Here is a 26141-nt window from a genome sequence, read left to right as displayed (position 1 = left end):
CGTGCAGCAAGAAACACTACATCAACGACCAAAATAAACTAAGCACCGGGCAAAAAACCTTATTGCCCCTCCTGCCTGGGGTACCGCCAAGGTGATACTCAGGGATATATCAAGCCGTCACATAGATCATGCAACCGCTTTGTCTGCCAGCTCCCAACCCTCAGGCCGTAGCGTGTGCCAGTCGCTGACCTGTTGATAGGCATGGCCGATGCGCAGAATCAGCGGTTCGGCGAAGGCCCGACCCACAATCTGCATCGAGACAGGCATGCGCTTGTCATCGAACCCGATGGGCAGCGCCACCGAACACAAGTTCAACAAATTGGCGAACCGCCCCAACAAGGCCAGTGGCGTGCCATATTCGTCGACCTCATCCAACGGCACACTGCCGATAGCGTTGGTCGGGAACACGCAGGCGTCTATGTTGGTCATGGCCTCCTGCATGGCGTGCCGAGCGGCGCGGCGCTGATTGTGCAACTGGATATACGACGCTGCGTCGATGGCGCGACCACTGAGTATGCGACGTTGAACATGGGGATCGAAACGCAGATCATCGCGCTCGAACAAGCTACCCAGGCTGGCATAACCTTCGGCGCTCATCAGCCCACCAGCAATGCGCATGCACTGTTCCAACGAGGTGGGTAGCGGTTGCTCTATCAGTTGCATGCCCAGTGCGGCCAACTGCTTGAGCCCCAAATCGTAAGCCTTCAGCACCCCCGGAGCGACATGCGCTCGTTCGGCCTGTGGCAACACCCAGATGCGCAAACCGGCTACCGGCCGATCGAGACCGGCAGCAGCGCTGAACACAGGTGCCTGGGCCGAAACCGGATCCAGCGGGTCTGGGCCCAGCAGTGCATCCAGCATCCACGCCGCATCTTCTACCGTGTGCGTGATAGGCCCTACCGAATCCAACGAAGGACACAGCTCGATCAAGCCATGGCGGCTGACGAGCCCACGCGTGGTTTTCAGCCCGACCAAGCCGCACATACCCGCCGGAATCCGCACCGAACCGCCGGTATCGGTACCCAACGCCGCGCTCGCCAATCCGCTGGCCACGGCCACTGCCGAACCGCTGCTTGAACCACCCGGAGCGCGATGTACGTTACGGTCCCACGGGTTCCACGGCGTACCCATCACCGCGTTGGTGCCCCAGCCGCCGAAAGCGAATTCGACCGTTTGGGCCTTGCCAAGAATGATTGCGCCGGCACGCTCCAGGCGTTGCACTGCAGTGGCGGTCAGCCTCGAAACACGCGGTTCTTGCGCCAATGACCCACCCGTGATGGCCTGGCCTTCGATCTCGAACAAGTCCTTGATCGCCAGAGGAATGCCATGCAGCGGCCCCAGGTGGATGCCGGACGCACGCTGGCGATCCGCGGCAATGGCCGCACTCAAGGCACGCGCGGGATAGGCCTCGACATAGGCATTCAGCTGCTGGTCAAAACGCTCGATGCGCGCCAGTTGCGCACGCACCAGCGCTTCACTGGTCAGCGAGCCGGCCTGCAGCGCCTGTTGCAACTGGGCAATGCTGTGGGAAGTTACCTGATCCATGGTGTTCATATGTTCAACCTCGCACGGTTTTGCGTCCGCGTGAAACATGCTTTTCAAGCACACGCGACAGCATTGAAAGAGGGAAGGCGATAACGAAATAGAACAGCCCTACCAGCAGGAAGACATGCATTGGCAGGAAGGTTTCCGAAGCGATGGCCCGCGCTGCCAGCATCAACTCGTCGGTGGCGATCAGGGCACACAACGAGCTGTCCTTGAGGATCGACACGTAGGCGTTGAGCAGTGGCGGCAAAATGACGCGAAACACTTGCGGCAGGATGACGCTGGTAAACGCTTTCAGCGGCGTCAATCCGATCGCGATAGCCGCTTCGCGCTGGCCGCGATGCAGCGAATCCAGGCCGCCACGCAGAATTTCCGCAACGTACGCGGCCCCCTGCAAACCCAGGCCGATGGCCCCGGCCCAATAGCCGGACAAGGTCAACCCCAGGCTGGGCAACGCGAAATACAGGGCCAGCAGCAACGCCAGAAGCGGTACTGCACGCATGCTCTGGATAAAGAACGCTGCCAACCGCTTCAGAATGGCGCTCGGGCTTCGCATCGCCCAGACCAACAACGCCCCCAGCACGACCGCCAGGGCGAACCCTATCAGGGACAATTCGGCGGTGATCCGTGCACCGAGCATCAGGCGGACGCTCCAGTCGCTCCAGTACTCCGGGTATTGCTGAAAAAAACTGATCATCGCGCACTCCCAAAATGACGTTCGAGCCGAATGAACCCCACACCGATCGGTAGAATCATCGCGGCGTAGATGCACATCACAGCCAGATAGATCAGTGAAGTCTCGAAGGTCGACGTCACCAGATTGCGCGCCAGGAACATGATTTCCGGCACGGCAATGGCTGAGGCGATGGAGGTGTCCTTGATCAATTGCGTGACGTAGTTGGCGAACGCTGGCAATGTCACGCGCAGGGCCTGGGGCAGGAGAATGCAGCGCAGAATCTGCATCCGGCTCAGACCGACAGCCAACCCGGCTTCATGCTGACCGACATGCAGCGACTGCAAGCCACTACGGAAAATGTCGGCCAATACCGCACTGCCTACCAGGCTCAAGCCAACGATGGCGGCCAGCCACGCGGGCAAGTTGATACCAAGGTAGGAGAGACCGAAATAGATCAGGAACAGATGCGCCAGCGCCGGAACATTGCGCATCCACTCAATGAAACAGCCGATCACGCCATGCAGCAGCCGTGAGCGACTGAACGTCAGCAACACAGCCAGTACCACGCCACCGGCACTCGCCAGCAGCAAGGTACACAGCGCGATTTCCAGGGCGGTGAGCGCGCCTTTCAACAACAGGGGCAATAGCCCGAGAAAGACCTCGAAGTTCGCCATCAAGCGCCCTCCATGGCCATGCGCCCAAGAAAACTGCGGGTACGCTCATGACGTGGGCTGTCGATTACCTGCGCCGAAGGCCCTTGCTCGACAATGTGTCCGCCGTCCATGAAGATCACCCGATCCGCCACATCTCGAGCGAAGCGCACTTCGTGGGTCACCATGATCATGGTGCGGCCCTCTTGCGCCAGCTCACGAATCACGGCCAGCACTTCCCCCACCAGTTCGGGGTCCAGTGCCGAGGTCGGCTCGTCGAACAGGATGACTTTAGGTTGTTGGGCCAACGCTCGGGCGATCGCCACCCGCTGTTGTTGTCCGCCGGACAACTGCTCGGGATAGACCTCGGCCTTGTGCCGCAGATGGACTTTTTCCAGCATGGCATCAGCCAGCTCGTAGGCCTGCTTGCGCGGCATCCCCTGCGCCTTGATCGGCCCCAGCGCGACGTTGTCGCGTACGCTCAAATGCGGCCAGAGGTAAAAGAGCTGGAACACCATCGCGATCTCGCGTCGCTGCGGGGCCATTTCCCGATCACTCATCAGACGTATGCGTTTACCGTCCTTGACCTGTCCGATCAACTCGTCCCCCAGCCAGATATCGCCTTGGGTGGGTTTTTCCAGGTAATTGATGCAACGCAGGCAAGTGGACTTTCCCGACCCGCTGGGGCCGATCAATGACAGCGTTTCACCGGCCTTCAACTCCAGGCTGATGCCCTTGAGCACCTCCAGATCACCATAACTTTTATGCAGGTCATGCACGCGCAGCAACGCAGGTTCGGACGGGGTCGACATCTTGGTTAACCTCTTTTTTTTATTGACATGGCGATGAACCGGCACGGGCCACCAGACCGATTCATCCGCTCAAGCGCTTACTTGCAGCCGGGCAGTTGCCAGTCTGCCGGACGGTCGACACCCTGCCTCAGGTCCTTGCCTTGCGGTACATACCAGACATCCTGAGTCAAACCGTAGCGGGCACCGATCTTGCGCATCTCACAGCTTTTCCAGAGGGTCTGGATCTGCTCGTTCACGGCAGCCACCAGCTGCGGGCTGGCACCTTTGTTGAAGCCGTACACCACCTGCCCCAGCCCGGTCAGCAGTGGGAAATTCGGATCGTTGTCGGTGAAAGCGTTGAAGCGCAGGTGCCACTGCTGGTTGCGGAAAATGGCGTATTGCATGACTGGAGGATCGCCAATCACGGCATCGATGCGCCCGGCGAGGAGATCGCGCACCGCAGCATCGGAAGTGTCGTACAGCGCTACTTGCAACCCTTCGATCTTGCGCATCTCAGGGATGAACGAGAAACCCGTGATGGTGCCGACCTTCTTGCCCTGCAAATCCTTGAGGCTGCTCCAGTTGGTCTTGTCGGTCTGGGTGATGCCGTTCTTGAAATAGTGAATCGGGTCGCTCACGGTCATGATCTTCGCGCGCTGCTCGGTCCAGCCCATGGTGCCGGCCATGACATCCACGCGGTTGGCTTGTACTGAGGCGATGGTGCTGGCCCAGTCCATCAAGGCCGGCTTGACCTTCAAACCCAGCTTTTCAGATATTTGTTGAAGGATTTCACCGTCGTAGCCGACCATCCGGCTATCTTGATAACCGGTCCCCGGCATATCCCCGGTGAATGCGACAGTCAGGCTTCCCGGCTCTACCGTTTCCAGTGCGAATGCCGGTAGCGAGGCCAGCATGGAGACCAGCAAACCCGCATAGATACCGGCGAAACGTTGAACATTGCGCTTTTTCATCACGTGCTCCTCGATTGTTTTTTTATGAACAACATGGTGTTAGGCAGGCGCTCATCGTATGGTGATCAACGGCATAACTTGTTGGATGGTTTGCAGGAATGATTGAATATTTGCGACATTTCGGAGATGCACTGCCCACCGCCTCCAGCGCAAGCCTCGTGGAAGCGCTTGACAAGGGTCAGGCACGACATCCGCCAAGCCGACGCGGCGCCACCGAGTTGTCTATAGGGATCGTGCTATGGCCGCGCTTCCCCTTGCTGTCACTCTCGGGGCTGACCGATGCGTTGCGACATGCTGCCGATACCGGCGATCAGAGCCGCCCGATACGATGCCAATGGAAAGTCCTCGGTACCCCCGGGCAAAGAGTCATTTCCAGTTGCGGGCTGGATGTACCCATCGACAGTGAACTCACCGACCCTCATCAATTTGATTACATCGTGGTGATTGGCGGGCTACTGGATTACCTGGAGACAGCGCCGAAGACTTATCCGGCATTCCTGCACCAGGCGGCCACCGCTGACGTGCCATTGATCGGCCTGTGCACAGGCAGTTTCGTGCTCGCGCGACATGGCCTGATGGAGGGACGTACTGCCTGCGTGCATGCCTACCATTGCGATGACTGGAAACGTCTGTTCCCGCGATTGCGCTTTGTCAGCAACAGTGATTTCCTCATCGACAAGGATCGGATCACCTGCGCCGGTGGTATCTCGGTGATTGAGTTGGCCATCCATCTTATCGGGATGCATTGCGGCCCGGATCGGGCCGGCAAGGTCGTTCACCAGATGACCGTCGCGAAAAGCAGCTCTGGCAGTTTCGTCGATCGGCGCAAGGCACTTGGCTACGCCAGCTCTTCGAACAGGCGCCTGCACGAAGCCGTGATGCTGATGGAAAAGCACATGACCGAGCCTTTGGATATCGACGCGATCGCGAACCTTGTCGGTACCAGTAAACGGCAACTGGAGCGGCTGTTTGTCGCCGAAACCAGTAGCACTCCGGCCCAGTTCTATCGCCAGGTTCGACTCCGGTTTGGCCGCTGGCTGCTCATCAGCTCGGATCGACATATCGGGGAAATCGCTTTCGAATGCGGTTTTGCCGATGCTCCGCATTTCATTCGGCATTTCCAGAACCTGTTCGGCATGTCCCCCGGCAAATTGCGCAAAGAGCTGATGCGAAACGCGCCCCCAGTGAGCATTGACCCGTCGCGGGGCAAAATGTGACGTTGCGAACACACCCACAGCGATACTGCCCCTACCCTGTGGGAGCGGGCTTGCCCGCGAAGAGGCCCGATCAGCCAGCACATAAGGACTAGCCATGCGCCTGAGCCACCGCCCCGTACAGCCCGACGACATCCCCGTGATCTGCAGCTTCCCGCAGGGCCCGGACGAGCTGTTCTACATGTTCCCCAAAGCCAGCCATCCCCTCACCCCCGCCCAGCTGACCAACGCCATCGCCCAGCGCAGCGGCTCCACGGTGGTGGAAGGCAACGGCACGGTGCTGGCATTCGCCAACTTCTACAAGGCCGAACACGGCGGCGTGTGCGCCCTGGGCAACGTGGTCGTGGCCCACGCCGCACGCGGCCACGGCGTAGCGCGCTACCTGGTAACTGCCATGATCGAACTGGCCCGCCAACAGTTCGCAGCCCGGGAGGTATGGGTGTCGTGCTTCAACCACAACACAGCGGGCCTGCTGCTTTATCCACAGCTGGGCTTCGTGCCGTTCGGCATCGAGGAACGGCAGGCGTGGGATGGTTCGCGGGTGGCGTTGGTGCAGATGAAACAGGTGTTGATTTAACCCGGCTGAGTCAGCGATGCACTGCATTGGGCTGAACGAGAAGATCCCAAATCCCTTGCAACAATCACCCAGCGAACCTTCGCCCCACCTCGACGTCCGATCCTGCATCTCCCGCGTTTCGAGGTACCCCGCGTGAAAGACATCATCGTCCGCAAGTACCGCCTGGCCGTAAAGACCATCGGCTACATCGGCTGGTCACTGTTCTGGCTGCTGATCTGGGATGTGCTGGTCACCATCGATTTCATGCTGTTCTTCAACAGCAAGTTCAGCCTGCCGCTGATCCCGTTGACCTTGCTGGGCTCGGCGCTGGTGGTACTGGTGAGCTTTCGCAACAGCAGCGCCTACAACCGCTGGTGGGAAGCACGCACCTTGTGGGGGGCGCTGGTCAACAGTTCGCGCAGCTTCGCGCGGCAGACGCTGACCTTGATAGATGACCCGGATGCTGACCACAACCCGGTCAAGGCTACCCTGCTGCGCCGGCATATCGCCTATGTGAACTGCCTGGCGGCGCACTTGAAGGGTGAGCGCTGCCCGGATGAACTGATGGCATTCATCCCACCTGCGGAATTCGAGCGGCGCAACCGCTCGAACAACTTCGCCAACGACATTCTGAGTGGTTCGGCGGCGCTGCTGGCGCGGGAGTACCAGGCCGGGCGGCTGGACAGCATTCGCCTGGCAAGGCTGGAGTCGACTTTGGTGGACCTGTCCAATGCCCAGGGCGGCATGGAGCGGATCGCCAATACGCCGCTGCCCTACCCTTACGTGTACTTTCCGCGGCTATTCATCACCCTGTTCTGCCTGATCGTGCCGGTGGGGCTGGTGGAGTCGCTGGGCTGGTTCACGCCACTGGCTTCGACGGTGGTAGGTTTCATGCTACTGGCCATCGAGCGGATCGGCACCGACCTGCAGAGCCCGTTCAGGTTCAGTGAGCACCAGATCCAGATGGACAGCATTTGCGAGACGATCGAGCGGAACCTGGAGTCGATGCAGCGGGAAGCGCAGTGTGGGGAGTTGGCTTAGTGCCCAACCTCAACCGCCCTCTCGCCGGCAAGCCAGCTCCCACAGGGGCGTGGAATCCTGTGACCTTGCACCGTACCTGTGGGAACTGGCTTGCCGGAGAAAGGGCCGCAACGCGGCCCCGGCAATCTATCAGGCCCGCACATGGCGCTGGCGCAACACATCACTTGACGCATCCACCAGCAACACCAGCACCAGCATGCCCATGATCACCGTGCTGGCCTGGGCCTCCTGGAACAGGCTCAAGGTGGTGTACAGCATCTGCCCCAACCCGCCAGCCCCGACAAACCCCAGCACGCTGGCCATGCGGATGTTGTTCTCCCAGCGGTACAGGCTGTAAGCCAACAGCTGCGGCCACAGATTGGGCAAGGTGCCAAAGCAGAATGCCGCCACCTGACTGCCGCCCTGCAAGCGGATAGCCGCTGCCGGCTCCGGCGGTGCGTTCTCCAGCGCCTCGGCAAACAGCCGCCCCAGCACGCCAGCGGTATGCAGCGCCAACGCCAGGGTACCGGCATTCGGCCCAAGCCCGGCCGCCAGCACCGTCAGCGCGGCCCACACCAGTTCCGGGATGGCCCGCAGGGCATTCAGCAGCAACCGCGCACAGGCCTGCAACGGCCAACCGAACCGGCCAGCGGCCGGCAGCGCCAGCAGCATGCCCAGCACCATCGCCAACAAGGTACCCAGGCCCGACATGGCCAGGGTTTCCAGCGCCCCGTGCGCAACCGCGCGCAGGTGCCCGGCAGACAGGTCCGGGTGCAGGAAACGCCCGGCATATTCCCCCATCTGCCCCAGCCCACCGTTGCCGACCAGCGCCTGCAAGTCCAGCTCCAGGTAAGCGAACGAGGTCATCACCGCCGCCACGATGGCGCCAAGCACCAGCACGTTGATCACCCGGTTCATGCCAGCCTCCAGCGCAGCAAGCGGCTGAGCAGATCGGCCAGCATCACCAGCATCAGGAACGTCAGCAGCATGCTCGCCACCTCCGCCCCGGCAAACATGCGCATCGACAGGTCGATCTGCTGCCCCAACCCGCCAGCACCGACAAAGCCCATCACCACCGAGGCGCGTACCGCGCACTCCCAGCGGTACACGGTGTAGGACACCACTTCGGACGCCGCACTGGGCAGGATGCCGTAGAGAAATGCCGTCAGCCGGCCACTACCCGCCTGCAGCAAGGCATGGGCCGGGCGCTGGTCGACCGACTCGAAGATCTCGGCATAGACCTTGCCGAGCATGCCACTGTAGGTGATGGCGATGGCCAGCACGCCCGCCGTCGGCCCCAACCCCACGGCCCGCACGAACAGCAACGCCCAGACGATTTCCGGCACACTGCGCAGGAAAATCAGCAACCAGCGCACCGGCAGGCGCAGCAGGCGCGACCACAACCCGGCGCGACCACCACGTGAGGCGGCGCGCAACGACAGGGCACGGCTGGCCAGCAGGCCGGCAGGAACCGCCAGCAGCAACGCCAACGCCATGCCGGCCGTCGCCACGGCCAAGGTCTGCAAGGTGGCTTCATACAGCAGCGAAAGGAAGTCGGCATCGTGTGCCGGCGGCCAGAAGGCACTGGTGAAACTGGCGATCTGCTGGCGGTTCTCCGCCTGCAGCAATACGCCGGGGTTCAATTCGCTCAACTGCACGCCAGGCCACAGCACCGCCACCGCCAGCAAGGTCAGCAGCAACCGCGGCAGCAGCGCCGGGTCGCGGGCATCGAGCTTCAGCATCGCGGAATCTGCACGGTCAGGGTCGGCCCCTGGCTTGGCGGGGAGGCCAGTTGTTCGTTGGCATACAACGCATCCAGCAGCTGCTCGGTCACCGCTTGCGCCGGGCAGTCGAACACTACCTGCCCTTCGCGGATACCAATCACCCGCGGGAAGTGCGCCAGCGCCAGGTCCACGGCATGCAGGCTCGCCACCAGGGTCACACCGTTGGCCTGGGCATGGCGGTTGAGCAAGGCCAGGCTGTGGTCGGCCAGCACCGGGTCCATGGCCGACACCGGCTCGTCGGTCAGCAACACCTGCGGCCGCTGGTACAGCGCCCTGGCAATACCCACCCGCTGCAACTGGCCACCGGACAATTGCCCGCACTGCACGAACAGCTTGTCGGCCAGCCCCAGTTCGGCCAGCACCTGGCGCGCCCCCGGCACATCACTGGGATACAGCAGGTTGAGCAAGCCGCGCAGCATGCCCCACTGCCCCAGGCGGCCGGCCAGCACCGCCGTCACCACCCGCTGGCGCGGCGGCAAGGGCGGTGCCTGGTGCACCAGGCCAACCCGCGCACGCAGGCGCTGACGCGCCCTGCCAGACAATGCCCAAGGCTGCTCGCCGAGCAGCTCCAGGTGCCCGCTGCTGGGCTGGATAGCCGTGGCCATCAGGTGCAGCAAGCTGGACTTGCCCGCCCCCGAAGGCCCGATGATGGCGACGCGCTCGCCCTCGCCGATGCGCAGGCTCACTGCGTCAAGCGCGCGCACCTGGCCATGGCGCAGACCGGCCTCGTGCAGATGAATAGCCAGGTTGGAAGCCACTGTCGATGTCACTTGAGCAGGCCGGCCTCGCGTGCAGCCTGCTCGGTGCCCACGTAGTTCTCAGGCTTGGTCTCGATGAAGCGGCTGGCGGCCTGCAGGTCGAGGATCGCCTTGTGTTCCGGGTTGGCCGGGTCGAGGTCGAGGAAGGCTTTCTTGATCTTCTCTTTCAGCGCCGGGTCCATGTTGCCGCGCACGGTCCAGTTGTAGTCGAAGTAGGTCGGGGTGGTGGCGAACACCTTCACCTTGGCGGTATCGACCTTGCCGGCATCCACCAGCTTCTGCCACACGCTGGCGTTGAGCACGCCGCCATCGACCTTGCCAGCCTGCACCCAGGCCACGGTGGCGTCGTGGGCGCCGGAGTAGGCAACACGGCCGAAGTAGTCTTCAGGCTTGATGCTGTCCTGCTTGAGCATGAAGTAACGCGGCATCAGGCTGCCCGAGGTGGACGAGATGGAACCGAAGGCGAACGACTTGCCCTTGAGGTCGGCCAGGCTCTTCACGTCGGGGTTGGCGGTGATGAACTTGGAGGTGAACTGGGCATCCTGTTCACGCTGCACCAGCGGTGTGGCGCTCGGGTCCTTCAGGTGCACCTGGACGAAGGTGAAGCCGCCCAGCCAGGCCAGGTCGAGGCGATCGGAGGCCAGCGACTCGACCACTGCCGGGTAGTCGGCAACCGGTACGAACTTCACGTCCATGCCCAACTGCTTGGCCAGGTACTCGCCCAACGGCTTGAACTTGCGCTGCAGTTCGGTCGGTGCTTCGTCAGGGATGGCGCTGACCCGCAGGGTGTCAGCAGCCTGGGCGACAACGGCACAGCAAGACAGCACGAGGCCGGCGGCGAGCGCCAAGGGGCGTTTGAGCATGGGTGTTCTCCGGTTCAATAGCGGGGAAAGGTCGGCCTATGCGCCGACACCGGGAATTATAAGAGGCGCAGGCCCAAAGGCCAGCTTTGCTACAATCGCGCAACAAATTGACCTGCCGAGGTACACATGAGCGAGCCGATTCGCCTGACCCAATACAGCCATGGTGCCGGCTGTGGCTGCAAGATCTCCCCGAAGGTGCTGGATGTGATCCTCGCCGAAAGTGGCGCCCAGGCCCTGGACCCGAAACTGTGGGTGGGCAACGCCTCGCGTGACGACGCTGCCGTGTACGCGCTGGACGACGAGCGCGGCGTGGTCTCGACTACCGACTTCTTCATGCCGATCGTCGATGACCCGTACGATTTCGGCCGCATCGCCGCCACCAACGCCATCAGCGACATCTACGCCATGGGCGGCGACCCGCTGATGGCGATTGCCATCCTCGGCTGGCCGGTCAACGTGCTGCCACCGGAAGTAGCCCGCGAAGTGATCCGCGGTGGCCGTGCGGTGTGCACCGAAGCCGGCATCCCGCTGGCCGGCGGCCACTCCATCGACGCCCCCGAGCCGATCTTCGGCCTGGCCGTCACCGGTGTGGTCAGCAAGCGCCATCTCAAGCGCAACGACACCGCCAGCGCAGGCTGCCGCCTGTACCTGACCAAGCCACTGGGCATCGGCATCCTCACCACCGCCGAGAAAAAGGCCAAGCTGCGCGCGCAGGACCAAGGCCTGGCCCGCGACTGGATGTGCACCCTCAACACCCCAGGCAGCCGTTTCGGCAAGCTCGACGGGGTCAAGGCCATGACCGACGTCACCGGCTTCGGCCTGCTCGGCCACCTGGTGGAGCTGGCCGAAGGCAGCGGCCTTACCGCGCACCTGGACTATGCCGCCGTACCGCGCCTGCCCAGCGTCGACCACTACCTGGCCGAGGGCTGCATCCCCGGTGGCACCCTGCGCAACTTCGACAGCTACGGGCACAAGATCGGCGCCCTGAGCGACGACCAGAAGCACCTGCTGTGCGACCCGCAAACCAGCGGCGGCCTGCTGGTGGCGGTCACCCCGGAAGGTGAAGCCGAGTTCCTGGCGGTGGCCGCCGAACTGGGCCTGCAACTGGCGCCGGTCGGCCAGTTGGTCGAGCGACAGAGCCACGCGGTCGAGGTGATCTGATGCGCCCCGACTGCACCGACTTCCGCCAGTTGTTCCTCGACGACGTGCCGATGATGGACATGCGCGCACCTGTCGAATTTGCCAAAGGCGCCTTCCCTGGCGTGGTCAACCTGCCGCTGATGAACGACCAGGAGCGGCAGAGGGTCGGCACCTGCTACAAGCAGCAGGGCCAGGCCGCCGCCATCGCCCTGGGCCACCAACTGGTCAGTGGCGCCACCAAGCAGGCACGCCTGGAAGCCTGGGCTGCGTTCGCCCAGGCTCACCCGGAAGGCTACCTGTACTGCTTCCGTGGCGGCCTGCGCTCGCAAATCGTGCAGGGCTGGCTGCGCGATGAGGCGGGCATCCAGTACCCGCGCGTCAAAGGTGGCTACAAGGCCATGCGTACCTTCCTGCTGGAGACTACCGAGCAGGCAGTGGAGCAATGCGATTTCGTGCTGGTGGGCGGCCTGACCGGCACCGGCAAGACCGACGTGCTGCACCAGCTGGATAACGTGCTCGACCTGGAAGGCCACGCCAACCACCGTGGTTCCAGCTTCGGCAAGCGCGCCACTGCGCAGCCGGCGCAGATCGACTTCGAGAACAAGTTGGCCATCGACGTGCTGAAGAAGCGCGCCCGTGGCATCGAGCAGTTCGTGCTGGAGGATGAAGGCCGCATCGTGGGCAGTTGCACGGTGCCGCTGGAGCTTTACCAGGGTATGCAGCAGTACCCGCTGGTGTGGCTGGAAGACAGCTTCGCCAACCGGGTGGAACGCATCCTGCGCGACTACGTGATCAACCTCAGCGCCGAGTTCGTCAGTGTGCATGGCGAAGAAGACGGCCCCCGGCTGTTTGCCGAACGGATGCTGCAGAGCATGGCCAACATCTACAAACGCTTAGGGGGAGAGCGCTATCAGCGGCTGGCGGAAATCCTGCGCCAGGCCCTGGAAGAACAGCAGCGCAGCGGCGCGGTGGACCTGCATCGGGGCTGGATCGAAGGGTTGTTGAACGAGTATTACGACCCGATGTATGCCTACCAGCGCGCAGCCAAGGCAGAGCGTATCGAGTTTGCCGGGGATGCCGTGGAAGTGCGCGAGTACCTCAAGGCGCGGGCGCTGCGCGCACCGCGCAAGTAAAAACAGGGCCTCTGTGGGAGCGGGTTTACCCGCGAACACGGGCGGAGCCCGTGCCATGCACCGAGTCGCCTTCTTCGCGGGTAAACCCGCTCCCACAATGACTGCGCCGCCCTCACGGACGGTGCTGGCTTCCCGAAGTGAGCCTCACTGCCCAGGGCTGAGCACCCGCTCCAACTCCGCCGCCCGGTCGCGGGTCATATCCATGACACAGGCCCCGCCTTCCAACTGAGCCATGGTCCCGCCACTGGCTTGTACATGGAACTGACAATTGCCATCGCGATAGGCCAGCCACTTGCGCTGCACATCACGCAGGCTCTTCTGCTGCCCGGCATCCAGCTTGCCCAGCAACTGCTTGTACACCCGGTTCAAACGCTGGTCCTGCAACTGCGTCTCGGCCTGAATGCACGCGCTCATGGCCACGGTACTGGACGCCTTGTCCATGCACTGCCCGTAGGCCGCCGTGTAGTCGTCCGCCCCCGCCAACGGCAGCACGCCAGCCAGTGCCAGGCCTGCCAGGTAATGCTTGATCATGCCAACCCTCCTTGTGAGTATCAAAGCGTCTGCGGTTGTTCCGGCGGCATAAGCACCTTGCCCGGCTCGAAACGTAACGATGGCATCTGCGTCGCCGCATAAATGGCCACCCCCAACGCCGCAATCAACACCACATCCAGCCAACTCCAGCCCGGCATGTCGTCGGCGCTGCGTGCCCTCCAGCAATGCCAGGCCTGGCCCACGCAAAACACCACCATCGCCGCCAGCCACAGGTAGAAACCGGCACCCAAACCGGTCAGGTCATGAAACTCATAGCTCTGGTTGTCCGGCAAGCGGTCAATTCCGAGACTGCTGGCCGCCAGGTACACAGCCACCAGCCCGACCAGCAATGCCAGCCGACGAAAGCGTCGATGGGCAAGGATCGCCACGGCCAGCAGCGGGTTGGCAAACCACTGGTACAACCCGAAGGGCATGCCCCATGGCCCGTACAGCAGCATCTGCAAGGCCGGCATGTAGCGCTCGCCACTCATCAGCGCGCCATCGAAAAACAGCGAGAGCAGATACAGCAGCAGGCTGAAGCTCAGGTAGAAAACGGGCAAGGGGTACACCTGGTGGAAACGGGACAGGCTGCGACCATAACCCAGGCCCTGCCCCGCTTCCAAACCTTCGACGGGATGATAAGCAGATCAGGCAACCGGCGGTTCCAGCAGCAGGCCATAGAGCCCCGAGTCGGAGAGCTCGCCGGCCACGCACCAGCGCGCCCGCAGGGTGCCTTCGAGCACGAAGCCCTGGCGCTCCAGAGTGCGCGCCGAGCCTTGGTTGCGCGGATCGATCTCGCCTTCCAGCCGGCGCATGTGCAAGGTGTGGGCGAGGTAGTCGATGAAGCAGGTCAATGCTTCGTCCATGTAACCCCTGCCCTGCGCCGCGCTGGCCAGGCAGTAGCCGATTTCACCACGGCGGGAGACATCGTCGATGTTGAACAACTGGACCATGCCGATCAGTTCGCCGTTGTCACGGCGGTACATGCCAAGCTTGAGCTGGTCACCATTGGCATAGGCTTCGCGGTCGGCGGCCAGGGCGCTTTCGGCTTCGGCCAGGTCTTGCCAGGGTGCATGGTGCCAATAGCGCATGACCTCGGGGTCGGCCATGATCGCCAGCCATTGCGCGGCATCGGCATGGCGCATGGGGCGCAATTGCAGACGCGGGCTGTCGAGGCAGAGGTCACTGGGGAAACTGCGGGGTGGGGTCACGCCGGATCTCCTGTCCATTGCTGGGGAGATGACAGTTTAACTTCATGTGGGGTGGGTGGGGCAGGTCTCGGGGTTGGGGGGTGTTTGATGGGTGCCTGCTTTGAGTTTTGTGGTGATGCGGAAATCGAGCGCCGCGCAGGCGGCGCTCGATCTCAAGACCACCGCAAACCTTCCGGCATGCACCTGTCAGCCGTTAATGGCCCAACCGACATACACACCAGGCCATTTCTCAATCTCCGCGATTCAACCCGACTTCCATATCATTGATCAGCGCCTTGGCCATGGCACTCAGAATCCGCGCAGCGCTGCCGGCGATCTTGTCGCCCTCCATCTCGGCCTCTTCGTTCAGATGCTTGATGCAGCCGATCAGGACCGACAATTCATCGAATGCCAGGTCGAGCGGCACGCCCGGCTCTACCCGGTACAGCTCGAGGAATTTCTCCACGCCGGCGGCGGTGCGGGATTTCAGATGGTCGCTCATGCCTTGGCCTCCTGCGCTTTCATGTGGGCTAGCAGGGCTTGTAGCAGGTCAGTTTGGGCCGACATCGCTCCCAGCAGGCTGGAACGCAGGGCTGGGGCTTCGGCGTCCAGATATTGGAGGATGGTGCCGGAGAGGTTGTCCATGACCTGGGTGGCCTGGGACTTGGCGGCTTGGTAGGTAAGGTCTGAAACGGGTGGGTCAGGTACGGGTTTGGTCATGATCAACTCCAATGGGTTCAAAGGAGCAACCACCTGAATCCTTCTCACAGATTTGGGCGGCAGCCGTGCGCGTGGTGAGAAGCCCGTGTTGGAGTCACCACGGTCAGGCCGAAGCCTGCACGCGCACAGCTGCCATGAACTGGCAGGAAGACAACCAACAACGAGTTCTCACACTCGCTCGCCATATGGGCGAACGGCGAAATTACCGCTGTGGTTCTTCCCTGCCTATCAGACGGCATCCGACTGAGGTCGTAGGATAATTCCCAATCCTAGAGAACCTGAAGCATTTGGTTTCAAGTTCAGAATCTTCTTACAGCTTATGGCCCTTTCGCGGGTGAACCCGCGAAAGGGCCGGTACAGGCCAGGAAATACGATCAGGCCACCTCAGCCCCATCGTCCGGCCAATGCGGCTCGTTGGCCCCCGGCGGGGTCAGCGGCGGCAACCCATACGCAGCCCGCGCATCGTCACAGCTGGGGTTATGCACCCCACCCTCCCACGACGCCTCGAATTCGCGGCACGGGCTGGAACGGTTGGCATAAATGCTACAAGCCACCTCTTTGCCGATCTCGCCCTCAAGGCTGACGCAGCGGCAGGGTTTGGCATCGGTGCCGATCATGGCAACACGGGTGGGGTTGATCTGTACCACCAGGTCGTCCGGCACAACGCCCCCGGCAGACTGGCATTCGCCCCAGAAGAAGGACACACGGAAGTACCCGCAGCAGGCGCCGCAGTCAAGGCAAGGGTTATATTCGGACATGATGGCACGGAGGGAAGGTTGTTGTTATCGGGGCTGGCCCACGGCGCCATTTTCAATCCAAGCAGGGGCGGCTGGATAGAGGGGCAATGCAAAAAAAATTGCCGCTGATCCAGCCGCCCGTTTCGGCTAGCAGATGGCCTTGTAAGTCGCGGCATCCCAACGCTGCAAAGCCAGGCCTGCGCTCGGGTCGTAGTCTTCGCCCTGCACCTTGCTGAAGTGCGTACGCTTTTCACCACAGTGCACCAGCCGGTCGTGCTTTTCGCCCTCGGTAAGTACGGTGTAGGACTCATTACGCATGGCCTGATAGTGCTTGTCAGCAGCCGTCATGAGCTGGTGATACTTCATCAACTGGCTGTCGCCCAAGCCCAGGCGCTTGTCCAGCTGTACACCCCAGCGGGTCAGGCAGACTTCGGCAAAATGGCGAACGATCAGCCCCGGCTCCACCAGCACCTTGCCGTCACCCGCACCGTCGAGCGAGGCGTTGCCCACCAGCGTGGCATGGCGGCCTGGCATCGGATAGACGCATATCCGGGTATCGCTTGCGACTGCAGGGATCACGCAAGCAAAACCTTTGGAGCGCTCATCCCGCGAATAGAAGCCCACGTACTCTTTGACGTTTGCAGCCAGCGTTACGCGGTCGGCATGCACATTGCCGACTCCCGGCACCGGGTCGATGGCGAAGATGTTCACCGGTATGCCGCGCAATACAGGGTCCTGTGCCATGGCATTGGCCAGCATGTGGCAGCTGATCCCTCCCCTGCTCCAGCCCACCAGGTTCACCTGGGTCGGCAAGCGTGGCTTGCGGAACATGCTGATGATGCGCTCCTGCAATTCCTGTGGTGTTGGATGGCGCTCACCGTAGTCGTAGGTACGCCAGAACCAGGAGGCAGTGGAAGACACATCCGCAATGGGTACGCCAGCGTCCTTCAGGCGCTGGTACTCCTCCTCGCTCAGTTTGGTGCGCTGCCAGCTGCTTTCACCCTTGATCACCTGCAGCACATGGTTGACGTTCTCTTCCCAGCCGCGGCCGAACAACTGGCCGGTCCAGTTGAAGTAGCCGCCGGGCTCGACGAACAGGTTGTCGTCCTGTAGGTTGCCGCTGCCGGGGCCGTCCACGGCGATCCAGTGCGCGAATTCGTGGCCCTGGTCGTTGCTGGCCAGGGTCGAGACCAGCTCGCCGTTCCAGAAATTGGGGTTGGCGTCGTCGAAGCGGTGCGAGCCGGTGCCGCAGAAATAGGCAGTGAAGACACTCATTTGTAGGTCTCTGTGGTGAGAAATGAGTGCTGAAGATAGGTAGCCAGGTCGGGGGAATGCAGGCGGAAAGGTAGCCTTTGCGTCCGTAGGGGCTGCTTTGCAGCCCCAGCAACTTATTTGCGGGTCAAACCATCAGCCCGGAACATCTGCCGAATACCGCGAATCGCCTGGCGAATACGGTCCTGGTTCTCGATCAGGGCAAAGCGCACATGGTCGTCACCATAGTCACCAAAGCCGATCCCCGGCGACACGCACACCTTGGCCTCGGCCAGCAGCTTCTTGGAAAACTCCAGCGAGCCCAGGTGCGCATACTCCGGCGGGATCTTCGCCCACACGTACATCGAGGCCTTGGGGTTCTCGACCATCCAGCCCAGCTCGTGCAGCCCTTTCACCAGCAGATTGCGGCGCTGGCGGTATTGCTCGGCAATGTCGCGCACGCACTGCTGGTCACCTTCCAGTGCGGCAATGGCAGCCACCTGCAGCGGGGTGAAGGTGCCGTAGTCGTGGTAGCTCTTGATCCGCGCCAGGGCGCTGACCAACTCGGGGTTGCCGACCATGAAGCCGATCCGCCAGCCGGCCATGTTGTAGCTCTTGGACAGGGTGAAGAACTCCACCGCGATGTCCTTGGCCCCCGGCACCTGCATGATCGACGGGGCTTTCCAGCCGTCGTAGACAATATCGGCATAGGCCAGGTCATGTACCACCAGCACGTTGTACTGCTTGGCCAAAGCCACCACGCGCTCGAAGAAGTCCAGCTCCACGCACTGCGCGGTAGGGTTGGACGGGAAACCGAGAATCATCATCTTCGGCTTGGGGATCGACTCGCGGATGGCCCGCTCGAGTTCGTTGAAGAAATCCACCCCCGGCACCAGCGGTACCGAACGCACCTGGGCACCGGCGATCACTGCCCCATAGATATGGATCGGGTAGCTGGGGTTGGGCACCAGCACCGTGTCGCCCTGGTCGAGAGTAGCCAGCATCAGGTGCGCCAGGCCTTCCTTCGAGCCGATGGTAACGATGGCTTCGCTTTCCGGGTCGATGTCGACCTCGTAGCGTTCCTTGTACCAGTTGGAGATGGCCCGGCGCAGGCGTGGGATACCGCGCGAGGTGGAGTAGCCGTGGGTGTCTTCACGCTGGGCGACCTGCACCAGCTTCTCGACGATGTGCGGCGGGGTGGCGCCGTCGGGGTTGCCCATGCTCAGGTCGATGATGTCCTCGCCACGGCGGCGGGCGGCCATCTTGAGCTCGGCAGTGATGTTGAAGACGTAAGGGGGGAGACGATCGATGCGCGCAAAGCGGCGCGGCGAACCTGGGTTGGCCATGGCTTCCTCTGAGGACGTAAGCGCCCGGAACCGTCCGAGCGACGTTGGCCGATGTGGCGGCCTGGATCAGAAGATAGTGCCGAAGCATGATGTTTGTAAAGGACAAAATCCTGTTTTGTTAGAATTTTTCAGATGTATTTTCTGCCAACCGTACTTTTCCGCTATGAGAACTGGAAAATCCTTTCGAGAGGCTCGGTGCAATCAATAGACGACGTACCTCCGCTATGCGTCGAAGAGCCGCTTGACGGTTGAACGGGATGCATAATCCACATGGTCTATGGCGCAAACTTGGACTATCTCCATTGCAGTGCCGCAGAGAAAGGTACTGTCAAAAGCGCCAGGTCGCTGTAGCAGATGTCGTCGATGACTGCCTAAAGGCCAAGCGCTGACGCCAACTCTGGGATTGTGCAGGCACGGGTAATGTTGCTTGCGTTCAACACGAAAGCACTAGCTTTAGCTGTTATCTTTTGACGTCAGAACCCACTGTCTCAGCTGTGGTATTAGAGCAAATTGAAAAATAGGAAATACCAACAAGCACAACCACTGCAACAACAGATAACACCAAAGAAACAGCAGGCAACCTGTAATAATCCGCGGCAAACGCCATTGACAAACCCGAAATAGTCAACCCTCCAAAAGAAAAACCGTAAAACAGCCCCATGACCGAAGCCACCCTGTTTTGAGGACAGGCAGCCAACAAAGCATTCATCGAAACCATTAAACCGATCTCAAAAAATACCATATACACAAAATATAGAGCGAGAGATAATATTGGACTGATCGTTACAAAAGGCGCGCTTACAAATAAACAAGTGAGGAATATCGATACGAAAGCTAGGCCTTTAACATTTTTCGGCGATGACAAGAAAAAATTCACAACCAACAGTCCTGCAACAATCCCTATGCAACCGATCATCTCTCCAATGATGCCTTTCCGCAACCCCAAATCAAGCCATGCCAAAGGAATCCATGTACGCGCAACTTGATTATAGGATTGAAAAAATATTACAACAAACGAAAAGCACATGAAATAAAGTCTAACATTTTCATTTCTTCTAATCTCCGCAAACCCTGCCCAGCTAGAGTTAAAGCCAGATGAACGCGACTCCCTCTGGTCATCAGTTGAGGCCATCTTGATACAACACAAAGCTGAAAGCAAATAACTAACTCCATCTATAATAGCTATATGGAAGAGAGAAACGTGAGATACTAGAAGGAATCCCGCAAGAGCACCCAAAGCCTGCCCAATGAAGCTGCCACCCATAACAAGATTGTTGGCCCTATCAAGACCAACAGGATCGGAAAAGATTTTAACCCCTACACTTCTGAAAGTTTTCGTTGTCAGCTCTAGAAAACCTCGTACAGCTAAAACCAAATATAGAGGTAGTAGCCAACCAGCTTGGACACACAACCCCATAAAAACTGTAATAAGCGCGGACACGACCTCAACCGTAACCAGACCTCTACGTACAGCATAGCTGTCACATATCTTTACCGCTAACGGCAACAAAAAAATTACCGGCAGGAACTGTGCGATGTAAACGCCTGAAGCCTTGACCGCTGAAGAGTCCATACTAAACAAACTTAAGGCCAGAGCTGACACAAACAAAGTACTACCGGCAGAGCTAATCAATGTAGACAAGGACAGATAGATTATCGAAGCATTCATAACAAGTACCGACGCCCCTGCATGAAGTAAGAAAGGGCGACAAAGGTTAATTGATGTAGGACAGCAAATCACCTCGTCTACGCACGTCGCACGTTACACAATGAAATGCCCCTCCAAACCTCATAACATTCCGAAACGGCACGGCAACCACCTCAAATCCCCAATCCGTCAATATTTGAATCAGCGGAGCCTCTTGCTCCTCGACCACGACTGTCTTCGGGTCAAGCATCAATACATTCATGTTCGTCCAAGTGCTGGACATATACATAGTATGGCTGTCGGGAATGGTAGACTTAGGAGCATATCTAACATCCCAACCTTTTAGTACTTCAGGCACGAAAGGCATGCGCTCCGGATTCAAAAGAATTTTCCCGGGTGCCAGAGGCATGAAAGTAGCGTCAATGTGCATTGGCGCCGAGTCTGCTGGTTTTAATACATGAATCTTATATTTGCTATCAATATGGCGCCTTACCCATTCGATCCCCATAGAATTTGTAACATGACTAAGCTGAGCAAAAATATCATAACCACATTTAATGAAGTCCGCCGCATCAAATACTGGTTCAAACTCATTAACCACAAATTTATTATTACCCAGGGGATCTACCTTGTCATAGTCCGACTGATACAATTCATCCAGAAGCTGAGGCTTGGGTGCGCTAATCCACTTGGCACCATCTTTGAAATACTCTTTAAGCAAGGGACGATAAGCTTCAATTTCGAAATATCTTGAACGCCAAGACATAGGTGACTCGATTATAGTGTCTCCCACTACCAGAAGAATATCTCTAGGCATAGCAGCGTAGAGCCCGCTTGGAGCAGCCCAGTTGGGCGTACTGAATGCTCTAGCTTGTTCAAGCTTATCTGGACGTGTAACTTTAATCCCTCGACTTGCAATTACTTCTGCCAATCCATCAAGTTCTGCACATGCAGTTTCATATTGGGACTGTGGCAATCTATTGCCAACTTGCTTAATGAAGAAATCCTTGCTGTCATCTGGCATAGTAGCTTCGAGCATTATATCCCATTGTGGTACTGCTGCGCCCTGCATAACCCCAACAATGACCTCTTCTAGAGGATCCCACTCGTTGTGAGAGTTCACCCGAAGTATATTACCCCCATTCATAAGTCACTCCCTATTACGCTACATTAAGAATTTACTGGGTTATTTTCCTTTGAAAAATCACCGCTTACCAGGTAGTTAAAGAGACGCTCCCCCGTAGACTGTGGTGTAAAGAAAAATTCTTTCTTGTACCTTCGCCCCATGACAGAATAAACAAACATATCCCTTATAGTTCGTGTCACATACCTTGGCCCCAAACGCACCAGCATTTTGCAATAGTCGCTGCCAAGAACTGGCTGACCAAACCAATGATTCACCGATATTGAGGGGGTGCAAGACCTTAAGTAATGCCACCATCCTTTTGGAATGAATATCATATCCCCAGGCGACACCGTAAACTTGTATACTCTCGCCCTCATAAATTCTGGAAACTCGGAAGGCATGAAGTTCTCGCAATCTATGCGACTATTTACAATATTATCGACATATGGATAAACATAGGGTGTATCTTCAAACGGCACCAAGTAAACTGTCTTAAGCCCATGCACCTGCAAAAATAAATTATCCTTCAGGTCGGAATGAAGCCCTGAGCAGGTGCCCTTCGACCCAATCCAAAGCCTCGTGTCAGAGCCACCAGAATACTTATCAGTTATGTCTCCAAATAAAAAAAATGAATCAATGTCATCAAAAAAATCATTCGAGCGGACATATCCCAAATAGCAAGGCTTCGCGTGTTCATCATTCGCTAGATCGGCAAAGTTTTCGAAGCGCATTATTTGCTCGTAACGCTCATGCCCGCCATCTAACTCTCCGCCGGTGGCAGGCAAGTCAATCAAAGCCTTGACTTCTTTACCCCCAATACGCTTTCTTAGGGCATCAAAATTCCATTTAACTCCCGCCCAGTTTTCAGCGAGACCATTTATGACGACTGGAACACCTAGATCTATGAATTTGGTCAACACGGTTTTGTCCGAGGTATGTACCACCTCTAAATATCTTGTATTCATGCGCTAGCTAAACCTCCCACAGTTTCCCCACCATCAATCACAAAATTATGACCAGTGGCAAATTTTGCATTAGGCGATGATAGAAAAAGCGCTAGATCAGCAACTTCTTGCGGGTCACCCAGACGCCCAAGGGGGATTTTATCAGCGCAAGCTGTAATCTGTTCTTCTGTATATTCTGATCTTTGCATCGGTGTTAATATATAACCCGGACTTATTGCATTTACTCTAATCAGTGGCGCCAATTCCAGAGCAAGGCATTTGGTCATTTCGATAACACCGGCTTTGCTTATGTTGTAGCTTATGTAGTTTGGCATGGCAACCATTCCGCTCACTGACGCGGTATTTATGATTACCGACTCAGTACTTTGACTCTGCATAACCAAAGCAGACTCTTGAGCCATAAAAAACGCAGCCTTAATATTGACGTCCATTACTGCATCCCAACTAGCAGGGGTTACCGCCAGAGTAGGCTCACGGAGGCTCACACCAGCATTATTCAATAGCACGTCTATACCATTGAACTCTCCAACAATATCTGCTAGCGCCAACCTTCGGTCAGACTCTACCGTGATGTCAGCAGTCACAAAAATCTCTATGTCCCTAAACTCGGTTCGTCTTACATCTTCAGGCATTGAAACCTTATCAATTATCGCTACCCGACAGCCTGCATTTGCGAATGTCTTGGCCATTGCCAGACCGATACCCGAAGCCCCTCCGGTCACCACCACTCTTTTGTTGAGGTCTAGTTTAGTCATACGAGCCTTTTCATCCTACTTGGTATTTTCGCCCATGAAAGACCACCATATTTTCTGAAAGTGTTTCACTCCTAACTCATGTTCACCCGCAATAGCATTGATTGAGAATTGACTAGAATTAGTATTGACTTGCAAGTTCCTACAAACCACAAAGTCCTCTTCCATATCATTAAAAATATCACGCCTTAAAACTTCCGCATCAATTGGGAAGTTTTCCTGCTGCAATGCCGTCTGAAAAACGGGAATCTCAATGATCGTGCGAGTCGCACTTATCGGCTTGAAGATAAACAACGACATATGGTTTCGAGCGGGCTGAACCGTTAGAAGTGGAAAAATATAACCTTGACGTGAGACACCACCAGGCTCCCATAGGTACTTGGAATGCTCACTCGGAGGCGTGTCTCTGTATGGCATGGGAATCTGAATATGAGGCCCACACGGAATTGTCCTGACACCACTAAAGTCAAATGCGCCAAAAGTCTTAGGGTGAACGTACGCAAAGTGATAGTCCTCGACGTAGTTCTCTACTAGGATCTTCCAGTTCACATTCTCGTCAAACGTAAAACGAGCGACTTCTCGCATCCCCTCGTAAGGAAACTCATAGCCATCTAAGTACTCGGTATAGCCCTCAAGCCAACGGTTAAGAGGTTCTGCATTTTCAACCCCGCTGGCAAATACCAACCCCCTCCATACTTCTACGGAAGCGGCTTTCAAATGAAGGCCTTCAATGTCCAGATGCTCAAACCATTGTTTCTTAGGGATATGATTCACAGCGCCACTCTCCGTAAAGCTCCAAGAGTGGTAAGGGCAAACTATCCCCTTACAAGTTCCACTGCCACTTAGCATTCGAGCGCCACGATGTGGGCAGACGTTATGAAAGGAGCGAAGGCTGCCGTCGGAGGCCTTTAAAATCAAGATTGGCTCGGTGCCCAGCGTGGCCGTGATATAGCTACCGGGTGCCAGTAATTCGCTCTCATGACAAACATACTGCCAGGTCTTATTGAAAATATTTTTAATTTCTTTATCGAAAGTATACGGATCGCTATAGTCCGAACCTGAAATTTGGCACTTGAAGAAATCCATTTCATCACCTATTAGTTTAGAACAATTAACTCACCAGAAGCTTCCCACTCACGAATTTTTCTATAATCAGTCTCCAGCTGAGACAAATCTTCATGCATCAGATATATGTGCCCGACCTTTGACGGCAGATCCACCGTTTTCTTAACATAGTCGCCCACACCAGGAGTTCGAGCTATCATATAAAAAGACGGCAGCGTTGCCAGAAGTTTGATGCAATTATTCTCTTTGACTACACCCGCTCGCCCCATGATCAAATTTACAACTCGTGATATTTTTGTCATACGATAGGGTACGTCTATATTTCTTACAAACCACAATGGATCAAGGTATTTTTTCATGGTCATGGTCATGTGACTATCACCAATGGCTTTGATTATCGGTTCAGAAATTATCCCGCCCTGCATGCGTGCACCAGTTTCAACCAAGACTGGTCCACGGCCAGTAAATATGATTTCCGTATGGCTAGGCCCTTCTTCAACCCCCAACGCCGTCAGAACTTTTTTCGTATAACTAATAAGCTTCTCTTGGATTTCGCCTTCATAAGGGATCATCGTTTCATAGTCGTATATATTCCCGCCTCCCCGAATATTCAACCTTTTTTCTCGCCACATCTCGGTAACTCGATGTTTGCCTTCGATGCTAACCGCATTGACAACATACTGTTCACCTTCCAAAAACTCTTGGATAAGAACTGCCTCATTCACAATTCCAATCACATTCTTTTTTCCGAAAATAGCGCCGAATGCGTCTAAGGCTTCGTACTCATCGAAACAAACTCTGACATCTTCACTTCCCATAGCGTCAACCGGCTTGACGACGACCGGCAGCGTATTTATTCTTCTGAGTCCATCCAGTAGTTCAGACTCGGTGGATACCATGTATTGCTTTGCGCAATCCAATCCATGTTCGGAAATCGCCTTCGCCATCAGGTATTTATTTCGACGTCTCTGGCTACTCTCGGGATCGTTTCCTTTCAGCCCCAATGAACATGACAGCAGGTCTGCCAGCTCTACCCCCGGTTCACTTCCTGCGATTACAAACTCGGGATTGTACTCCCGAACCACCTGTACTAAATCTGAATAATTCACTTCAGATGCTCGAAGCAATACGTCAAATATTGCTGATTCAAAGCTATTGGCATAGCTACTTGAGATTTTCTCTCTCGCCTGCACATGTACCAGGAACCAACCTAATGCCTTAAGAGCTTTTGCCAACTCGGCACCGGTACTATGGCCGTCTACAATACAAGCTACGCGCACACTAGACATTTATTTGATACCCGATAAAAAATTAAGGACTAATACTCTGAACAGACTACGCCATCCCGGCACCCCAGAGTATTGACTCAGTCTAGCGACATCCAACAGACTTCCGTCTGTACAGGAGAAGATAAAGTCAATGGGTCGCTGCCTTATCAAACACGCTACTGTTTCGAACAGATTATCGAATAGCAACCATCAACCCACTCAACATCACAAGTGAGAAACTCTAGACGAGGACCTGAACAAGCTGGAACTTGATAAATAGCAAGAGAAAATTAAATTCGAAATGAGCGAATATTTCATCACGGGTACCGATAAGAAATACATGCTTCATTTTTGAAACTCCTATTTTGGGAGTTTCCATACAATATCTAACCCACAGCTATACTTCTGAGATGACTATAAAGGTGCGCCCTCGCCAAGTGC

General features: G+C 57.4%; 28 protein-coding genes. 5 read left to right on the top strand and 23 right to left on the bottom strand.

The window, feature by feature from the left end; translation table 11 throughout:
• Positions 1-126: 126 nt before the first annotated feature.
• The 5 genes from FQ664_RS04775 to FQ664_RS04755 all read right to left on the bottom strand — a co-directional run bounded on the left by FQ664_RS04775 (position 127) and on the right by FQ664_RS04755 (position 4633).
• A complete protein-coding gene (locus tag FQ664_RS04775) occupies positions 127-1554 on the bottom strand; it encodes an amidase (protein ID WP_144170622.1) in 1428 nt (475 codons plus the stop codon).
• Positions 1555-1558: 4 nt separating this feature from the next.
• A complete protein-coding gene (locus FQ664_RS04770; RefSeq protein WP_256675839.1) occupies positions 1559-2185 on the bottom strand; it encodes an amino acid ABC transporter permease in 627 nt (208 codons plus the stop codon).
• A 53-nt stretch (positions 2186-2238) separates the two neighbouring features.
• On the bottom strand, positions 2239-2895 hold the full coding sequence (locus tag FQ664_RS04765) for an amino acid ABC transporter permease (RefSeq protein ID WP_144170620.1): 657 nt from the start codon (positions 2893-2895) through the stop codon (positions 2239-2241).
• Positions 2895-3683, bottom strand: coding sequence for an amino acid ABC transporter ATP-binding protein (locus FQ664_RS04760; RefSeq protein ID WP_144170619.1), 789 nt, complete (start codon positions 3681-3683; stop codon positions 2895-2897). The genes FQ664_RS04765 and FQ664_RS04760 overlap by 1 nt, the downstream gene beginning before the upstream one ends.
• A gap of 77 nt (positions 3684-3760) precedes the next feature.
• On the bottom strand, positions 3761-4633 hold the full coding sequence (locus tag FQ664_RS04755; RefSeq protein ID WP_144170618.1) for a substrate-binding periplasmic protein: 873 nt from the start codon (positions 4631-4633) through the stop codon (positions 3761-3763).
• A 98-nt stretch (positions 4634-4731) separates the two neighbouring features.
• On the opposite strand from FQ664_RS04755, the gene FQ664_RS04750 reads away from it, so the two are divergent.
• From FQ664_RS04750 to FQ664_RS04740, 3 genes are all read left to right on the top strand, one after another.
• Complete coding sequence (locus tag FQ664_RS04750) at positions 4732-5850, top strand: GlxA family transcriptional regulator (RefSeq protein WP_144170617.1); 1119 nt, start codon at positions 4732-4734, stop codon at positions 5848-5850.
• Between the two features lie 94 nt (positions 5851-5944).
• Positions 5945-6424, top strand: coding sequence for a GNAT family N-acetyltransferase (locus tag FQ664_RS04745; RefSeq protein WP_144170616.1), 480 nt, complete (start codon positions 5945-5947; stop codon positions 6422-6424).
• A 132-nt stretch (positions 6425-6556) separates the two neighbouring features.
• Positions 6557-7444 (top strand): bestrophin family protein, encoded by an 888-nt coding sequence (locus FQ664_RS04740; RefSeq protein ID WP_144170615.1) that lies wholly within the window; start codon positions 6557-6559, stop codon positions 7442-7444.
• A gap of 129 nt (positions 7445-7573) precedes the next feature.
• On the opposite strand, the gene phnE is transcribed toward FQ664_RS04740, so the two are convergent.
• The 4 genes from phnE to FQ664_RS04720 are packed head-to-tail and all read right to left on the bottom strand — an operon-like array spanning position 7574 to position 10828.
• On the bottom strand, positions 7574-8341 hold the full coding sequence (phnE, locus tag FQ664_RS04735; RefSeq protein ID WP_144170614.1) for a phosphonate ABC transporter, permease protein PhnE: 768 nt from the start codon (positions 8339-8341) through the stop codon (positions 7574-7576).
• Positions 8338-9165, bottom strand: coding sequence for a PhnE/PtxC family ABC transporter permease (locus tag FQ664_RS04730; RefSeq protein WP_144170613.1), 828 nt, complete (start codon positions 9163-9165; stop codon positions 8338-8340). Before FQ664_RS04730 ends, phnE begins: the two co-directional genes overlap by 4 nt.
• On the bottom strand, positions 9159-9953 hold the full coding sequence (locus FQ664_RS04725) for a phosphonate ABC transporter ATP-binding protein (protein ID WP_144170757.1): 795 nt from the start codon (positions 9951-9953) through the stop codon (positions 9159-9161). Before FQ664_RS04725 ends, FQ664_RS04730 begins: the two co-directional genes overlap by 7 nt.
• Before the next feature lie 20 nt (positions 9954-9973).
• Entirely contained in the window at positions 9974-10828 is an 855-nt protein-coding gene (locus FQ664_RS04720) for a putative selenate ABC transporter substrate-binding protein (RefSeq protein ID WP_144170612.1), read from the bottom strand.
• 126 nt (positions 10829-10954) lie between these two features.
• Between FQ664_RS04720 and selD the strand changes: the two genes are divergently transcribed.
• The gene (gene selD / locus FQ664_RS04715; RefSeq protein WP_144170611.1) at positions 10955-11989 is read left to right on the top strand and encodes a selenide, water dikinase SelD; all 1035 of its coding nucleotides are present in this window, start codon (positions 10955-10957) and stop codon (positions 11987-11989) included.
• The gene (mnmH, locus tag FQ664_RS04710; RefSeq protein WP_144170610.1) at positions 11989-13101 is read left to right on the top strand and encodes a tRNA 2-selenouridine(34) synthase MnmH; all 1113 of its coding nucleotides are present in this window, start codon (positions 11989-11991) and stop codon (positions 13099-13101) included. Before selD ends, mnmH begins: the two co-directional genes overlap by 1 nt.
• 144 nt (positions 13102-13245) lie before the next feature.
• Here the strand turns inward: mnmH and FQ664_RS04700 are convergent, their stop codons facing one another.
• From FQ664_RS04700 to FQ664_RS04635, 14 genes are all read right to left on the bottom strand, one after another.
• Positions 13246-13632, bottom strand: coding sequence for a lysozyme inhibitor LprI family protein (locus tag FQ664_RS04700; RefSeq protein WP_144170609.1), 387 nt, complete (start codon positions 13630-13632; stop codon positions 13246-13248).
• 20 nt (positions 13633-13652) lie between these two features.
• On the bottom strand, positions 13653-14192 hold the full coding sequence (locus FQ664_RS04695) for a hypothetical protein (RefSeq protein WP_144170608.1): 540 nt from the start codon (positions 14190-14192) through the stop codon (positions 13653-13655).
• A gap of 87 nt (positions 14193-14279) precedes the next feature.
• Positions 14280-14843 carry a GNAT family N-acetyltransferase gene (locus tag FQ664_RS04690; protein ID WP_144170607.1) on the bottom strand — a complete coding sequence of 188 codons (564 nt, stop codon included), beginning with the start codon at positions 14841-14843 and terminating at the stop codon, positions 14280-14282.
• A 229-nt stretch (positions 14844-15072) separates the two neighbouring features.
• Entirely contained in the window at positions 15073-15324 is a 252-nt protein-coding gene (locus FQ664_RS04685) for a DUF3077 domain-containing protein (RefSeq protein WP_144170606.1), read from the bottom strand.
• Positions 15321-15542 (bottom strand): hypothetical protein, encoded by a 222-nt coding sequence (locus tag FQ664_RS04680; protein ID WP_178090944.1) that lies wholly within the window; start codon positions 15540-15542, stop codon positions 15321-15323. Before FQ664_RS04680 ends, FQ664_RS04685 begins: the two co-directional genes overlap by 4 nt.
• 374 nt (positions 15543-15916) lie before the next feature.
• A complete protein-coding gene (locus FQ664_RS04675; protein ID WP_144170604.1) occupies positions 15917-16300 on the bottom strand; it encodes a YkgJ family cysteine cluster protein in 384 nt (127 codons plus the stop codon).
• A gap of 126 nt (positions 16301-16426) precedes the next feature.
• Positions 16427-17554 (bottom strand): hypothetical protein, encoded by a 1128-nt coding sequence (locus FQ664_RS04670; RefSeq protein WP_144170603.1) that lies wholly within the window; start codon positions 17552-17554, stop codon positions 16427-16429.
• A gap of 113 nt (positions 17555-17667) precedes the next feature.
• Positions 17668-18876, bottom strand: a complete 1209-nt coding sequence (gene alaC, locus FQ664_RS04665; protein WP_087503060.1) for an alanine transaminase — start codon at positions 18874-18876, stop codon at positions 17668-17670.
• 460 nt (positions 18877-19336) lie between these two features.
• Positions 19337-20545 (bottom strand): MFS transporter, encoded by a 1209-nt coding sequence (locus tag FQ664_RS04660; RefSeq protein ID WP_144170602.1) that lies wholly within the window; start codon positions 20543-20545, stop codon positions 19337-19339.
• 46 nt (positions 20546-20591) lie between these two features.
• Complete coding sequence (locus FQ664_RS04655; RefSeq protein WP_144170601.1) at positions 20592-21671, bottom strand: amidinotransferase; 1080 nt, start codon at positions 21669-21671, stop codon at positions 20592-20594.
• Positions 21672-21694: 23 nt separating this feature from the next.
• Positions 21695-22570 carry a cupin-like domain-containing protein gene (locus tag FQ664_RS04650; protein WP_178090947.1) on the bottom strand — a complete coding sequence of 292 codons (876 nt, stop codon included), beginning with the start codon at positions 22568-22570 and terminating at the stop codon, positions 21695-21697.
• A 41-nt stretch (positions 22571-22611) separates the two neighbouring features.
• On the bottom strand, positions 22612-23370 hold the full coding sequence (locus FQ664_RS04645; protein ID WP_144170599.1) for an SDR family NAD(P)-dependent oxidoreductase: 759 nt from the start codon (positions 23368-23370) through the stop codon (positions 22612-22614).
• 15 nt (positions 23371-23385) lie between these two features.
• Positions 23386-24453, bottom strand: coding sequence for an aromatic ring-hydroxylating oxygenase subunit alpha (locus FQ664_RS04640; RefSeq protein WP_144170598.1), 1068 nt, complete (start codon positions 24451-24453; stop codon positions 23386-23388).
• Between the two features lie 11 nt (positions 24454-24464).
• On the bottom strand, positions 24465-25721 hold the full coding sequence (locus tag FQ664_RS04635; RefSeq protein ID WP_144170597.1) for an ATP-grasp domain-containing protein: 1257 nt from the start codon (positions 25719-25721) through the stop codon (positions 24465-24467).
• Positions 25722-26141 lie beyond the last annotated feature (420 nt).

This window comes from Pseudomonas persica (genome assembly GCF_900291015.1).
Taxonomy (GTDB): domain Bacteria; phylum Pseudomonadota; class Gammaproteobacteria; order Pseudomonadales; family Pseudomonadaceae; genus Aquipseudomonas.
Note: the sequence above shows the minus strand (reverse complement) of the source record. Positions and strands in the feature narration are given on the sequence as shown.